Raw genomic sequence first — 14,824 nt, 5'->3', positions numbered from 1 at the left:
GATTGCTGCTTATAATTAGGGCAGCAATCACCCGTTAACGGAGGCCGCATGGCTAAAAAGCCCACCGAAAAGCAGAAAACCACGCTCTGGCAGCAGCGCCGCGAGGCCAACTTTCTCGCCAGTTTTGAACTGAGCGGCATCCAGCTTGAACTGGGCGCGGCCCAGCCGGGTTTTCCCTGGCTCAAACATCTTCATCGCGAACTTTTCCATGGGCTGCTTGAGGACGCAGGTGAACTGCGTCAGGTCGATGTTTTGCTTAATGAAACTCCCTGCTGTCATTTCGAATATATCGAAAAAGAGGGCAATGCGCTGATGCGCTCGCTGGAGGAGGAGAACGGCCTGGCCGATCTGCCTGCCGACAAACTTGCTGCCCGACTCGCCTGGTATTACTGCGAACTGACCGTGCTTCATCCTTTTCTCCGGGGCAACGGGCGTACGCTGCGGCTCTTCTTTGAGCAGCTGGTCCTGCATGCGGGCTACGATATCCAGTGGCGGCGTACCGACAGTGAAAGCTGGCAGACCGCGAATCAGGCGAGCTGGGAGGGCGATCTTGCGCTCCTGACCGCTGAGTTCAGCAAAGTGATAAGCGAACGCAGTGAAAATGCGTAGAATAGCGGCGTTTACACTCTTCCCGGAACGCCGATGCTGCTGCTTATTGATAATTACGACTCTTTTACCTGGAACCTCTATCAGTACTTTTGCGAACTGGGTGCCGAGGTTTGCGTGCAGCGTAACGATGAGATTACCCTCGATCGGATAGCCGCCCTTCAGCCAGACCAGCTGGTCATCTCCCCCGGCCCCTGTACGCCAGACGACGCGGGGATTTCACTGGCTGCCATACGTCATTTTGCGGGCAAGCTGCCGGTTCTGGGCGTCTGCCTGGGGCATCAGGCGATTGCCCAGGCGTTTGGCGGGAAAATCATACGCGCCCGGGAAGTGATGCACGGCAAAACTTCCGCCATTGAGCACAATGATGGCGGCGTTTTCGCCGGGCTCAGTCATCCGCTGACCGTCACCCGCTATCATTCTCTGATCGTAGAATCCGGCTCGCTGCCCGCCGGTTTTGACGTCACCGCCTGGACGCTGCGTGACGGTCAGCCTGATGAGATCATGGGCCTTCGCCACCGCCATCTGCCGCTTGAAGGCGTACAGTTTCATCCCGAAAGTATCCTCAGTGAACAGGGACACCAGCTGCTGAAAAACTTCCTCGCGCGGTAATTCGTTTGCCTTTGAGTGATTTTTTATGCATATTTTATGATTATAATTTCACATTACGTGACATAAAACAGGATGGGGTGGAGAATGGCAGCGGAAAAATTAGCGGTGACGCGGGCGACATTTGATGAGGTGATTTTGCCTGTTTTTGCTCCCGCGAGCTTTGTACCGGTGAAAGGGAAAGGCAGCCGCGTATGGGACCAGCAGGGTAAAGAATATATCGATTTCTCCGGCGGCATCGCGGTGACTGCGCTGGGACATTGCCATCCGGCGCTGGTAGAAGCGCTGAAAACGCAGGGCGAGACGTTGTGGCACACCAGTAACGTTTTCACTAACGAGCCGGCGCTGCGCCTTGCCAGTAAGCTGACCGCCGCCACCTTCGCCGATCGCGTCTTTTTTGCCAACTCCGGCGCGGAAGCGAACGAAGCCGCCTTCAAGCTGGCGCGTTATTACGCCTCGCAGCGTCACTCCCCCTATAAAAGCAAGATTATCGCCTTCCATAACGCTTTTCATGGACGCACGTTGTTTACCGTATCCGTAGGCGGTCAGCCGAAATATTCCGATGGCTTCGGGCCGAAACCTGCCGATATCGTCCACGTGCCTTTTAACGATCTGGCGGCAGTTAAAGCGGTTATTGACGATCACACCTGCGCGATTGTGGTTGAACCTATTCAGGGTGAAGGCGGCGTGATGCCTGCCACGCAGGCGTTTATGCAGGGGCTGCGTCAGCTGTGCGACGAACATCAGGCGCTGCTGGTCCTGGATGAAGTCCAGAGCGGCATGGGCCGCAGCGGCAAGCTGTTTGCCTGTGAGCACTACGGCGTGACGCCCGATATCCTGACCACGGCGAAGGCGATGGGCGGCGGCTTCCCGGTAAGCGCCATGCTGACCACCCATGAGATCGCCTCCGCTATGGCGCCAGGCGTCCACGGCACCACCTACGGCGGCAACCCGCTGGCCTGTGCCGTGGCCGAGGCGGCGCTGGATATTATCAATACCGATGAGGTCCTCAGCGGCGTGGAAACCCGGCGTGAACAGTTTGTCTCGGCGCTGAAGGCGATAGATGCGAAGTGGGATCTGTTCAGCGAAATCCGGGGCAAGGGCTTACTGATTGGTGCTGCGCTCAAACCGCAACACGCCGGAAAAGCCCGGGACATACTGAATGCGGCTGCGGACGAAGGGGTAATGATCCTCACTGCCGGCACCGACGTTATCCGCTTTGCGCCTTCGCTGGTGATTGAACCGACAGATATTGAAGAGGGCATGGCCCGTTTCGCGGCGGCTGTCGGTAAAATTTTCGCCTGAACCAGAGGGGGAGGGATATTTCCTTCCCCCGTTCTGCTCCAGAAAATTCGCATCTCCTCTTTGCCATCACGCTCCGGATGCTTTTCTTAACTTTCTCGACAGCCAGTTCCCATGGTGTGGCCGGGTGATCCATGCCAGGGAAGAGATGGTGTGCATCGCGCTGAGGTGATCCAGTATCCGCTTGATATGCCGCTCCATGATCGTTACGGGGCCCTGACTGAACTCCCCCTGCGATTCCAGCACGTTACTTTCCGAGCCCGGGCCGTCATATTCCAGCCGCTGCTGGCAGCGCTGTAAGGCAATTTCACACGACTGAAGATAGCGCTCCGCCAGCGACGGCGTCAGCATCGTATGCTCGCGGGCCAGGATCGTCATTGCGTTGATGTGTTCAACAATAAACTGACCGTGCGTTACCCACAGCTTCATATCGGCAAGATAGCTGGGATCGAAACCTGGCTCCTGCATCGCCTGGTTCAGCGAGTTAAACAGCGCGTTATGCGCCTGGTTGGCCCGCATCCGCTGGTAAGCCAGCTTTTCGGGGTTCTGCTTGCTGCCCAGCAGCAGCTGCAACGCTTCCTGCCAGACTTCCAGCGCGTCATGCGCATTTTGCCGCAGCAGACCGCTCTGCCACTGCGGCCAGAGCCAGATCATCCCGGCGAAGGCGATCAGGCAGCCCATCAGCGTATCCAGCAGGCGCGGCAGCAGGAAGTCTGCGCCGTTAAGCGAAAGCAGCTGGAGCGAGTAAACGGCCGTAACCGTAAAACCGATCGTCGCCAGACCATAGTACTTACGGATAAACAGGTAGCTCACCAGGGTAATAATCAGCATCACCAGCAGCACTATCGGCTCCGGCACCTGAAGACGTAGCGTCAGTGCGGCGACGATCAGTCCCGCAAGCGTGCCCAGCGCACGGTGCTGGATGCGGACGCGTGTCGCGCTGTAACCGTTCTGACTGACAAACATGATCGTCATCAGTATCCAGTAAGGTTTTGGCAGATGAAAAAAGAGGGCCAGCGAGCTGGCGAACGTGAGCATGACGGCAAAACGCCCGGCGGTACGAAGCGCCGCCGAGCGCAGCGAGAGGTAGCTTTTAATGGCGGGCAGCAGCGGCAGGCGGCGCTGGCGGTCGGCCATCAGGTCCCGTTTATAAAGGGGGCGCTGGTGGCGCAGCAGGCGGCTTATCCGGCTGAAATGATAGGAGCAGAAATGGCCAACGGGATTATCAGGATGCTGTCTGGCGATCTTTTCCAGCGCGTGCAGCTGCTTGTCCATTGAAAAGCGCCCGGGCAGCTTATGATAGAGGATGTCATCGGCAAGTTCGCGTAGCCGGGCCGCAATCGTCCGGGCGTTCCAGCGGATCACCGCCTCAGCGTGGCTCTGTTCAACCAGCTTCTGCACTTCTTCAGGCTGGTGCAGGCTGACCGCAATGTGCTCCTGTAAATCGAGAGCGACCTGAAATGCGCGGGTCAGGCGCTGATGATGATTATCCCGGCCGGCGGCCAGCATATGCATCTGCTGGTAGCAGGTGGTGATCAGATCGACCGCTTTTTGCTGGCGTGCCAGCAGGGGCGGGAGCGCTTTTTCAGGATCGGTCAGCTGCGTCAGCATGCTGTATTTTGCTTCGCAGTAGTCAGCGAGTTCGCGATAAAGCAGGCTGAGCGTCTCACGCATTGGCTGCTCTTTCCACAGCCAGAGCCAGAACCAGTTAAATACGCCGTACCAGATGGTGCCCAGAATATAGAGCATCGGTGGCACCCAGATCGCCATCCGCCCGGCCAGGCTGAGCGTAAAAATGGCGGCGATCAGTGACGCCGGCAGCAGCCTGCCGTGCAGCGGGCTGATCTCTCCGGTAACCCCTAGCAGCAGGGCCATCACAAAAAGCGTGGCCGGTAAGGGAACCTGGTGATTGCCAAGATACTGGATAAGGAAGCTGCTGAAGGCAAACAGGGTGCCGCCAACGATCAGGCGTTTGAAAAAACGTTTATGGGGCGTATCGAGACCGGCGATATTGCAACAGGCAGGCACTAACGAAAAGAGCAGTCCTTTTTGCAAATCACCCAATAGCCATCCGATAGCGACCGGGAGACAAAGCACCAGCGTTTGACGCAGTGCATAGTTAACTTCGGGGTGATAGATCAGTCGGCGCCACATCCTTCCGTACCAGTGAGAAAGGCGCAACGGCGAAGTTGCGCCATGGATTGGGGCTGGTTAACGGGTACCGTAGACGACGATGGTCTTGCCGTGTGCGGAGATCAGGTTCTGATCTTCCAGCATTTTCAGGATCCGGCCAACCGTTTCGCGTGAGCAGCCAACAATCTGACCAATCTCCTGACGGGTGATTTTGATTTGCATTCCGTCTGGGTGGGTCATCGCATCCGGCTGCTTGGCCAGATTCAGAAGGGTTTGCGCGATGCGACCTGTCACATCGAGGAAAGCTAAATTGCCCACTTTCTCGGAGGTGACCTGGAGGCGACGTGCCATCTGTGAAGAGAGACGCATCAGGATGTCAGGGTTAACCTGAATCAGCTGACGAAACTTTTTATAAGAAATTTCAGCCACTTCGCAGGCGGATTTAGCGCGTACCCACGCGCTGCGCTCCTGACCTTCTTCAAACAGGCCAAGCTCACCAATAAAATCACCCTGGTTGAGGTAAGAGAGGATCATCTCTTTGCCTTCTTCATCCTTAATCAGCACCGCTACCGCGCCCTTGACGATATAGTAGAGGGTTTCCGCTTTTTCACCCTGGTGAATCAGCGTGCTTTTGGATGGATACTTATGAATATGGCAATGTGACAGGAACCATTCAAGTGTCGGGTCTGTTTGCGGTTTGCCGAGAACCATTCGCTGTTATCCTCTGTTGTCATCGTGCCTAAACACAGGGGGCAGAGTTCCCTGTCAGGCGTTGAAAAAGTCAAGCGTTCCCTTTCAGGGAATTTATCCTGACCCCGGTTCAGGGCCTGGCTCGTTATGGTGTTCCGTTTCGCCACGTATGTAGAGTACTGGCGAAGATATTACAGCTTTGTTTGTAACACAGCTTTGAATGAGTGTCTTCTGTTGTCTCGCTTCAGCATAGCGGGAAATCTGCGGCGTTGCCGTTTTTGTCGCTAAAGCGTAATCTGACGTTAACTGAATGAATTAGAGGAGTTTGTTATGGAAGCTCGTGTTAAATGGGTAGAGGGGCTGACCTTTTTGGGAGAATCCTCATCGGGCCATCAGGTGCTGATGGATGGCAATGCGGGCGATAAAGCCCCCAGCCCGATGGAAATGGTGCTGATGGCGGCCGGTAGCTGTAGCGCCATTGACGTGGTCTCTATTCTGCAAAAAGGGCGCCATGAGGTCACGGACTGTGAGGTTAAGCTCACCTCTGAACGCCGCGAAGAGGCCCCGCGTCTCTTTACCCATATCAATCTGCATTTTATCGTAACCGGTAAGGCGCTGGGCGACAAAGCAGTCTCCCGCGCGGTGGATCTCTCTGCCGAGAAGTACTGCTCTGTAGCGCTGATGCTGGGCAAAGGCGTGGAGATTACCCACAGCTATGAAGTTATCGCAGTATAGTCAGCCCCCGGCCCCGTGCGCGGGGCTTACTCAATCTTTTTCCCTTCTATCAGCCGTTTGACCAGCGGTCCCATAATCAGCTCCATCGCTAAGCCCATTTTCCCGCCGGGCACCACCAGCGTATTGATATGGGAGATAAACGAGCCCTGTAGCATCGACAGCAGGTAGGGGAAGTCGATATCTTCCAGCGCCTGGAAATGGATCACCACAAAGCTTTCATCCAGCGAAGGGATAGCCCGGGCCGCAAAGGGATTCGAGGTATCAACAGTAGGGACGCGCTGGAAATTAATATGGGTACGTGAGAACTGCGGCGTAATGAAGTTAATGTAGTCCTCCATCGATCGCACAACCGAGTCCATAACGGCTTCCCGCGAGTGCCCCCGTTCGCTGGTATCCCGGACCAGCTTCTGGATCCACTCCAGGTTAACGATGGGGACCACGCCCACCAGCAAATCCACATGCTGCGAGACGTTGTTATGCGGCGTAACCACGCCACCATGCAGACCCTCATAGAAGAGCACGTCCGTCGGCTCCGGCAGCGGCTGCCAGGGCGTAAAGGTTCCCGGCACCTGATTCCATGGCACGGCTTCATCATAGGTGTGCAGATATTTTCGTGACTGGCCGCTGCCGTTAAGGCCATATTCCACAAAGGTGTTTTCCAGCAGCGCGAAGTCATTTGCATCGGGGCCGAAATAGCTGATATGGCGACCCATATCGCGCGCTTTACGGATCGCCATATCCATCTCGGGGCGCGTAAATCGGTGAAAACTGTCCCCTTCCAGTTCGGCTGCGTGCAGTCCAAGCTGCTGAAATATTTTTCTGAAAGCGGTACTGGTTGTTGTGGTCCCCGCACCGCTTGAACCGGTAACGGCAATCACCGGATGTTTAGCTGACATGGCAGATAACTCCCTGAGAAAAGTCGCTTCGCATTGTTACCATGTTTCAGGCGTGGATGTCATCTCTGCCGCCTTCTGATGCTTAAAAAGCAACGCTCCGCCGCAATTTTGCTGCTTCAATCAGGACGTAAAAACGCGCAGACTGAAAAAAACTGTGCAGGAGAGTACGCTTTATGAATATGCCTTCTTCTCGCTGGTGGTGGGATCTCTCTACCCGTGAGTTCAGCGAGCTGGAAATGGACAAGGTTATCGCCATATTGCCGATTGGGGCCGTAGAGCAGCATGGCCCTCATCTGCCTGTCAGGGTGGATGCGGCGATCAATGCTGGCATCATCGCCCGTGCGGTGGAGATGATGCCTGAAAATCTGCCGGTCCTGATCCTTCCGGCTCTGCCCATCGGTAAGTCAGACGAGCACCTTAACTTCCCGGGCACCTTAACACTTCCTTATGATCTGCTGGGTAACGTCTGGTTTGAAGTGGCTAAAAGCGCCTGGCGGGCAGGGATCCGCAAGCTTATTTTCTGGAACTCACACGGCGGCCAGCCCCAGCTGATGGAAATTGTCTGCCGTCAGTTGCGGATTGAGCTGAAGATGTTTGCCGTGGGGGCGAGCTGGTTCCGCACGATCGATTCTGCCGATCTGTTTTGCGCTGAAGAGTTGCAGCATGGCATCCACGGTGGCGAATCGGAAACCAGCGTGATGCTCCATTTACATCCCGAGCTGGTGCAAATGGCGCATGCCGAAAATTTCGTGTCCGCCTCCGTAGCGCTGGCTGAAAAGGGCGGTATTCTGACGCCTGAAGGCGGCGTGGGATTTGGCTGGATGGCTGAAGACCTTCACCCCTCCGGGACCACCGGAAACGCGGCGGCGGCTGACGCGGAGCGCGGAAAGATTGAGACCGACCGCGCGGCGGAAGCCTTAATCAAACTGATTCAGGAAGTGCAGGCCTTTACCCCCTCTTTCCAGCGCTGAGAGCGCCTTACTGCTGCCCCGGTTTTGCCGGATGGCTGAACAGGGCAGCTTCCTCAGGTGATTACGCCATCTGGTTCATCATGGTTTTTATCGTCTCCGCCAGTACGCTGCCGATGGCGCTGGTTCCGCGATCGTGCCCTATCAGCATTAAGGTCTGCGCCTGCTGTGAGAGCTCTCTCACCGGGATATAGATTAAACGCCCGCTACGCAAATCGAATTCGATATCAAACGGCGTTAAAAAAGTTAAGGCCTGATCAACCATCGCGGCCTGGCGCATCACCTCAATCGAATTTGTTTCGATAACAGGATGCACAGTTACCATCGCCCTGGAAAACAGCTCGTTCAGATAGGGACGGATAACCATCGATTTATCAGCGATAACCAGAGAATGAGGAACACAGTCGCTCAGGCGGAGGCTGGTTTTATCCGCCAGGGGATGGCCCGGCGCAACTACTGCGCCCAGTCTGCCCACCGCACTGCCCAGTTTGCGCAGAGAAGGCGGCAGATCAAAGTCGAACCCCAGCCCTAAATCCGCCTCTCCTGAAGCGACTGCGCTGGTAATATCTTCCCCCGTGGTCATTTGCCTGAGGATCAGTTTTACGCGTGGATTCGCCCTGCGAAACTCTGCTGCCATACGTGGAATAAGATTGGCTGCCAGCCCGCTCATCATCGCTACCGTGACCTCGCCCCGTCTCAGCCCCTTTAGCTCCTCAATCTTGATTTGTGCCCATTCCAGCTCTTTAAACGTTTGCCGCACGTGATGAATCAGCACTTCCCCCGCGGCTGTTAACACCATTTTACGCGGCAGACGTTGGAATAAGGGTGTCCCCAACTCCTCCTCCAGCGCCAGGATCTGGCGATTAATGGCGGAAGCAGAGATATGCAGCCGGCCAGCGGCTTTACGAATTGACCCACTGCGAGCGACCTCATCCAGATAGGTCCAGAGCCGATGTTGCAGCATGAAAATCTCCGTGCGTTGCCTTTAAGGCATCAATGAGTACGAAAATACGTGCTTTTAAGGTAACGAAAATCGCGGCATAACTGAATCATCTTGAGCTGAGGGGGCATAAAAAATGGCAGGTGTAAGTCGCAGGGGATTTGCAAAAATGCTGGCGGGCGCGGTGTTGCTGCCCACGCTGGCACCGTTACTGTCCGGCAACGCGCTGGCCGCCGATAAAACTATCAAAATAGCGCTGTTGTTGCCCGGCTCCGTTGCCGATGGTGGCTGGAGCATGCTGGCTTACCAGGGGTTACAGGCTCTGAAGAAAGAGGGGTTTACGGTCGCCTGGAGCGAAAGCGTGCCGCAGGCTCAAATGGAGCAGGTGATCAGAGGCTATGCAGATGACGGTTTCACCCTGATCATTGGCCACAGTTTTGAGTATGGCTCCGCCTTTGCGGAAATCGCGCCTGATTACCCTGATACTGACTTCTTCGCCTCCACCTTTAAACCTGACGAGAAGGTGGTGGACAACGTGGAGTATGTCAACCTGGCTTACCTGCAGGCTGCCTATGCGGCTGGCGCTCTGGCTGCGCTGATCTCTGATAAGGGCAGAGCCGTAGGCTTTGTGGGCGGCGGTGACAACCCCACGCAGCAGGCGATGATGCGCGCCTTTATTGCTGGCGCGGAAAAAACGCGTCCGGGCGTGAAAGGTTTGGGTGTGGTCACCGGCGACTATGATAACGCGGCGAAAGGGCGAGAGGCTGCCACAACGATGATTGGCAACGGCGCAGATGTTATCTGGCACGCCGCGGATGTCACCGGATTAGGCGCTCTGCAGGGTGCGGCGGCGGCTAAAGTCAAAGCCATAGGCTGCTATGCCGATCAAAAAGATGTCTCGCCTGATTATATCGCCTGCAGTCTGAAACAGAATCTTGACTGGATGGTGCAGGAGGTCGGTCACTCGGTCGGGGCAAAAACCTTTATGGGTGGCAAAGAGTGGTCGCCCACGGTGGCGAAGGCCTGGTCTGTGGTGCATGGCAGCGAGCAGTTCAACAGCAAGCTGGTCAGCCCCGAAGCCTGGCAGAAATTCACGGCTATCTGGCAGCAGCTGGATAACGGCAGCATCGTTCCTGCAGTGTAAGCAAAGGATCCTCTGTCATGACACCAGCTCCTCCAGTCCGCGTTGCGCTCAATAACATTACCAAACGTTTTGCGCGCGTCACGGCCAATGACCGTGTGTCGATGCAGGTTGCATCAGGCGAAATTCATGCTCTGCTCGGTGAAAACGGCGCGGGGAAAAGTACCCTGATGCAGATCCTCTATGGGCTTTATCAACCCGATGAGGGGGAGATCGTCATAGCCGGAAAGCCCGTTACGCTACGCGATCCCGGCGATGCCATCGCCTGCGGCATCGGCATGGTGCATCAGGAATTTATGCTGGTACAGCCCATGACCGTGGTGGAGAACGTGATCCTCGGACTGAAAGAGAGTCATAGCGGCCACCTGAATTTACGGACGGCCGCTGCCCGCCTGCAACATCTGTCCGATCGACATGGGTTAGCGATCGATCCCTGGGCGCAGGTGCAGCATTTACCGATTGGCGTGCAGCAGCGGGTGGAGATCCTCAAGCTGCTCTATCGTGATGCCAGCGTCCTGATCCTGGATGAGCCAACCGCCGTGCTCACGCCGCAGGAGAAATCCGGGCTTTTCGCCACGCTGAAATCCCTGCGTGCGGAAGGTCGCTCGATCATTATTGTGACGCATAAACTCTATGAAATCATGGCAGTAGCTGACCGCGTTTCCGTAATGCGTGGCGGCAGGATGATCGATACCGTGGCGGTGGCTGAAACCTCAGAAACCGATCTGGCACGACGCATGGTCGGGCGTGACGTGGTGCTGCGGGTGGAAAAATCCCCCTGCCAACCCGGGCAGGAGGTGCTGCATGTGGACAATATTGCCGTGCGGGATGAAGCGGGACAGCAAAAGATCTGGCGCGCCTCGCTGAAAGTGGCCGCCGGAGAAATCCTGGGCATTGCGGGCGTAGACGGGAACGGGCAGTCGGAACTGGCGGATGCCTTACTGAATCTGCGTGAAGTAGAAGCTGGCCGCATCTGGCTGGGAGCCGAGGATATTACTGAACTTTCAACAGCGGGACGGCGCGCTAAAGGCGTGGGGTTTATACCCGCCGATCGCCGTGGCGTGGGGTCAGTTACTTCCCTCTCTATAGCTGATAACGCCATGCTGGGCGCGCAGCAAACTTTTACGCATGCCCGCGGCTGGCTGCTGGATCGCAAGAAAATCGCTCTTCATGCCAGAGCGATAATTAATCACTTCCGGGTTCGCACGCCCGACATCGACTTCGAAGCGGGAAAACTCTCCGGCGGCAATTTGCAAAAATTAATTCTGGGCCGGGAAGTGGCACGCAAACCGCGGCTGCTGATAGTTGAGCAGCCTACGCGAGGCCTGGATGTGGGCGCAGTAGAGGCCGTATGGCAGGCTCTGCTGGCCGCCCGCGAGAGCGGGTGCGCCATTGTGATGATCTCCGCTGAACTGGAAGAGATCCTCAATCTTTCTGACCGCATAGCCGTGATGTACAGCGGACAAATCGCCGGCATTCTTGATGCTTCAGAAGCGACGCCAGAAAAGCTGGGCGAGCTGATGGCTGGCGGCAAACTTTCCTCAGGGGCAGACAATGATCAGGCTGCTTGAAAAAAGGCTGGCTCCAGCGGACTCCTCCACGGCCATTGCCGCTACTACTCTGGGCGCGATGCTGGTGGCTTTCGTGCTTGCCGGCCTGCTGTTTATTCCCTTTGGCGGCGATCCCCTCAGCGCCTATGGCTTTCTGTTTCGCGAAGCTTTCGGGTCGCTCCGCGGGGCAGGATTGACGTTGGTACAGGCCACGCCGCTGATCCTGATCGCGCTCGGCACGATTGTGATCTGGCGGGCAGGGCTGGGCTATATCGGATTTGAAGGCTGTTTTTTAGTGGGGGCTGCGGCGGCAAGCTGGGTGGCGCTGTCTGGCACGCCACAGGGTATGCCGTGGGCGTTGCCCGTTTGGGGCTACTGGCCCGCGGTTATCCTGGCCGCTTTCGCAGCCGGTTCGCTCTGGGCAGGCTGGGTAGGCTATTTGCGGGTAAGGTTTGGCGGTAATGACGTTCTTATCTCGCTGATGGCAAATTATGTCGCCCTCTTTTTAATTCAGTATCTGGTTTCCGGCCCGATGCGGGCGGTGGGCGATCTGCCGCAGACGCCACGTTTACCTAAAGAGAGTTGGCTGCCTTTTATCATGGACGGCATGCGGGCGCACTGGGGGCTGGGCATTGCGCTGGTGGCCACGCTCTACGTCTGGTGGCTGATCCGCTCAACCCCAGCCGGTTTCGAAATTATCGTGAGCGGGCTGAACCCAAAAGCGGCCCGCTACAGCGGGATCGATGTTGGCAGGCGGCAAATGAGCGCGGTGCTGTTAGGCGGTGGCCTGGCGGCGCTGGCGGGGCTTTGTGCGGTATTAGGGGTGCAACACCGTCTGATGGAGGGGCTCTCTGGCGGCGTGGGATTTATTGGGGTGGTCGTTGCGCTGCTGGCAAGGCTCAATCCTTTGCTGGTGATCCCCACAGCCATACTTTATGGCGGTCTTGAAGTGGGTGGAAGCGCCATGCAGCGCCAGACGGGCTTACCTACCTCCGTGGTGCTGATCCTGCAAAGCCTGGTGGTGATCCTGATTCTGGCAGGCGACATTTTACGTTATTACCGTCTGCGCTGGCCTGCCAGAGCCGTTCACTCTTCATTATCGGAGGAGAAATTATGAGTACGGTAATGACGATTGATACCGCCTTTATTGTGACCTGGCTGGCGGCGGCTGTGCGGCTGGCCGGCCCGGTACTCCTGGCGGCGCTGGGAGAGATCTATGCCGAGCGGGCTGGCGTGCTGAACATCGGGCTTGAAGGTACTATTCTGATGGGCGCGCTGGCCAGCTATATGACCGCTGTTTACAGCGGATCCACCGCGCTGGGCTTCATCGCCGGAGGCTTTGCCGGGGTGATGGTTGGCCTGTTGCTGGCGGCACTCTATCTGCGTGCGCATGCCAGTCAGATAGTTATCGGCATTGTTTTTAATATTCTCGCCGGAGGCGTGGCGACCTGGATCTACTCCCTGGTGATGGGGAACACCTCTTCACCGGTGATCAAAATGCTCGATCCCATTCATCTGCCCGGCCTCTCATCACTACCCGGCATCGGGCCAGTTCTGTTCAGCCAGCCGTTGCCGCTCTATCTCACCCTGCTGCTGGTGGGGATCGCTCACTACGGCCTGTTTCACACCCGCTTCGGCCTCTCGCTGCGAGCGGTGGGTGAGAATCCCAGGGCGGCCCATGCTGCCGGCCTTAACGTATTGCGCATCCGTACCTGGGCTGTGCTGCTCTCCTGCCTGGGCGGCGGGCTGGCAGGCAGCTATCTGGTGACGGCTCAGATTGGCCTGTTTCGCGACAATATTGTCAGCGGTCAGGGATTTATCGCGCTCGCTATCGTTATTTTTGGTCGCTGGAGTCCGGTGAAAGCCCTGATTGCCGCTTTTATCTTTGGCGCTGCCGATGCCCTGCAGCTTTCGCTTCAGCTGTTTGAAAGCAGCCTTCCCCCGCAGGTCCTGCTGGCGCTGCCTTATCTGCTCACCATCCTCGCCATGTCGGGCGTTGTGGGGCGCACAGTACAGCCTGCGGCGTTAACCCAGCCTTATCGCAAGGAGTAATGGATGAAAAATTTCCGTCTGACCAATCCAGCGGAGGCTCAGGTCTTCCGCATCAGTCCTGAAGATACCAACTACTTTGCCGTGCTGTTCGATCGGCAGCAGGACGGCATCGAAAACGTTTTTGTGGTGGAGATTTTCACCGTCGGGGGAGCCACGCCGCCAAACGAACATGCGCATGCGCATGAGTTTTTCTACGTGCTGGAGGGGCAAGGGGTGGCAAGCTGCAACGGCGATGAAGTGTCGATTGCAAAAGGGGATGCTCTGCTGCTGCATCCGGGCAATGAGCACCTGATCCGCAACACCGGCAGCAGCAAGCTCTATACCCTGACGGTGATGACGCCTGATGAAGGCTTTGCCGAGCTGATTCGCAGCGGTCAGCCGATGGCGCTGGATGAAGAAGATTTGCGTGTATTAAGCGGGGGTTGATATGTCATCAGGACTGAATCCTCTGGGAAGCACGGCGCGCAATCAGTGGCGCGTCTCTGCTGGTGAGGTGAATATGGTGCGTGCTTCCGTGCCCCAGGAGCCGGTCACTTTACGCAGCCGGGGCAGGGAGGTCACTTTTGATTTACAGCGAACTGCGCTGCTGGTGATCGATATGCAGAATGACTTTTGCCATCCCGAAGGGTGGCTCGGCCATATCGGGGTGGACATCACGCCAGCGCGAGCACCCATTGAACCGCTGCAATCTTTGCTGCCGCCACTGCGTGAAGCCAGCGTCCCGGTCATCTGGCTTAACTGGGGCAACCGGCCTGACAAGCTCAATCTCAGCCCCGCTTTGCTGCACGTTTATAACGCGGATGGAGCCAGCGTTGGGCTGGGCGATCCGCTGCCTCTCTCCGGATCGCCGGTGCTACAGGAGGGAAGCTGGGCTGCGGAGGTGGTGGATGAACTGCGGCCTGCGGCAGAAGATATTCGCATCAGCAAATATCGTATGTCGGGCTTTCAGGAGACCGTACTCGACAGCGTTTTACGCAATCTGGGTATCACCACGCTGCTTTTTGCCGGCGTCAATGCAGACCAGTGCGTGCTCTGTACGTTGCAGGATGCCAACTTCCATGGTTATGACTGCCTGTTGCTGGAAGACTGTAGCGCCACCACTTCTCCCGCTTTTTGTCTGGAGGCGACGTTGTATAACGTGCAGCAATGCTTTGGTTTTGTGGTGAGTTCGGCTGAGCTTTTGCCACAACTTTAAGGAGGTC

15 protein-coding genes are annotated in these 14,824 nt (G+C 56.8%); 11 read left to right on the top strand and 4 right to left on the bottom strand.

Annotated elements, in window-relative coordinates; translation table 11 throughout:
* Positions 1-48: 48 nt before the first annotated feature.
* From AAH446_RS11455 to argD, 3 genes are all read left to right on the top strand, one after another.
* The gene (locus tag AAH446_RS11455) at positions 49-609 is read left to right on the top strand and encodes a putative adenosine monophosphate-protein transferase Fic (RefSeq protein ID WP_342906820.1); all 561 of its coding nucleotides are present in this window, start codon (positions 49-51) and stop codon (positions 607-609) included.
* 33 nt (positions 610-642) lie between these two features.
* Positions 643-1,218 carry an aminodeoxychorismate synthase component II gene (locus AAH446_RS11450; RefSeq protein WP_342906819.1) on the top strand — a complete coding sequence of 192 codons (576 nt, stop codon included), beginning with the start codon at positions 643-645 and terminating at the stop codon, positions 1,216-1,218.
* A gap of 84 nt (positions 1,219-1,302) precedes the next feature.
* On the top strand, positions 1,303-2,520 hold the full coding sequence (argD, locus tag AAH446_RS11445; protein WP_342906818.1) for a bifunctional acetylornithine/succinyldiaminopimelate transaminase: 1,218 nt from the start codon (positions 1,303-1,305) through the stop codon (positions 2,518-2,520).
* 66 nt (positions 2,521-2,586) lie between these two features.
* Here the strand turns inward: argD and AAH446_RS11440 are convergent, their stop codons facing one another.
* Positions 2,587-4,671, bottom strand: coding sequence for a YccS/YhfK family putative transporter (locus AAH446_RS11440; RefSeq protein WP_342906817.1), 2,085 nt, complete (start codon positions 4,669-4,671; stop codon positions 2,587-2,589).
* Between the two features lie 57 nt (positions 4,672-4,728).
* The gene (gene crp / locus AAH446_RS11435) at positions 4,729-5,361 is read right to left on the bottom strand and encodes a cAMP-activated global transcriptional regulator CRP (protein ID WP_048917664.1); all 633 of its coding nucleotides are present in this window, start codon (positions 5,359-5,361) and stop codon (positions 4,729-4,731) included.
* Positions 5,362-5,670: 309 nt separating this feature from the next.
* Between crp and AAH446_RS11430 the strand changes: the two genes are divergently transcribed.
* On the top strand, positions 5,671-6,075 hold the full coding sequence (locus tag AAH446_RS11430; protein ID WP_342906816.1) for an OsmC family protein: 405 nt from the start codon (positions 5,671-5,673) through the stop codon (positions 6,073-6,075).
* A gap of 26 nt (positions 6,076-6,101) precedes the next feature.
* Here the strand turns inward: AAH446_RS11430 and AAH446_RS11425 are convergent, their stop codons facing one another.
* Complete coding sequence (locus AAH446_RS11425) at positions 6,102-6,971, bottom strand: phosphoribulokinase (protein ID WP_342906815.1); 870 nt, start codon at positions 6,969-6,971, stop codon at positions 6,102-6,104.
* A 173-nt stretch (positions 6,972-7,144) separates the two neighbouring features.
* Between AAH446_RS11425 and AAH446_RS11420 the strand changes: the two genes are divergently transcribed.
* Positions 7,145-7,942, top strand: coding sequence for a creatininase family protein (locus tag AAH446_RS11420; protein ID WP_342906814.1), 798 nt, complete (start codon positions 7,145-7,147; stop codon positions 7,940-7,942).
* Between the two features lie 61 nt (positions 7,943-8,003).
* Here AAH446_RS11420 and AAH446_RS11415 read toward each other — a convergent pair whose 3' ends face one another.
* Entirely contained in the window at positions 8,004-8,903 is a 900-nt protein-coding gene (locus AAH446_RS11415) for a LysR family transcriptional regulator (RefSeq protein ID WP_342906813.1), read from the bottom strand.
* A 112-nt stretch (positions 8,904-9,015) separates the two neighbouring features.
* Here AAH446_RS11415 and AAH446_RS11410 point away from each other — a divergent pair, with 112 nt between their 5' ends.
* Genes AAH446_RS11410 through AAH446_RS11385 form a run of 6 tightly spaced genes read left to right on the top strand, consistent with a single transcriptional unit; the run spans position 9,016 to position 14,817 of the window.
* Positions 9,016-10,023 carry a BMP family protein gene (locus tag AAH446_RS11410; RefSeq protein WP_342906812.1) on the top strand — a complete coding sequence of 336 codons (1,008 nt, stop codon included), beginning with the start codon at positions 9,016-9,018 and terminating at the stop codon, positions 10,021-10,023.
* A 17-nt stretch (positions 10,024-10,040) separates the two neighbouring features.
* On the top strand, positions 10,041-11,591 hold the full coding sequence (locus tag AAH446_RS11405) for an ABC transporter ATP-binding protein (protein WP_342906811.1): 1,551 nt from the start codon (positions 10,041-10,043) through the stop codon (positions 11,589-11,591).
* Positions 11,575-12,687, top strand: a complete 1,113-nt coding sequence (locus AAH446_RS11400) for an ABC transporter permease (protein ID WP_342906810.1) — start codon at positions 11,575-11,577, stop codon at positions 12,685-12,687. Before AAH446_RS11405 ends, AAH446_RS11400 begins: the two co-directional genes overlap by 17 nt.
* Positions 12,684-13,622 (top strand): ABC transporter permease, encoded by a 939-nt coding sequence (locus AAH446_RS11395; RefSeq protein ID WP_342906809.1) that lies wholly within the window; start codon positions 12,684-12,686, stop codon positions 13,620-13,622. The genes AAH446_RS11400 and AAH446_RS11395 overlap by 4 nt, the downstream gene beginning before the upstream one ends.
* A 3-nt stretch (positions 13,623-13,625) precedes the next feature.
* Positions 13,626-14,048, top strand: a complete 423-nt coding sequence (locus AAH446_RS11390; protein ID WP_342906808.1) for a cupin domain-containing protein — start codon at positions 13,626-13,628, stop codon at positions 14,046-14,048.
* A 1-nt stretch (position 14,049) separates the two neighbouring features.
* Entirely contained in the window at positions 14,050-14,817 is a 768-nt protein-coding gene (locus tag AAH446_RS11385; protein WP_342906807.1) for a cysteine hydrolase family protein, read from the top strand.
* Positions 14,818-14,824: the final 7 nt, after the last annotated feature.

Source organism: Erwinia psychrophila, from assembly GCF_039023475.1.
Classification (GTDB): Bacteria; Pseudomonadota; Gammaproteobacteria; order Enterobacterales; family Enterobacteriaceae; genus Erwinia.
Note: the sequence above shows the minus strand (reverse complement) of the source record. Positions and strands in the feature narration are given on the sequence as shown.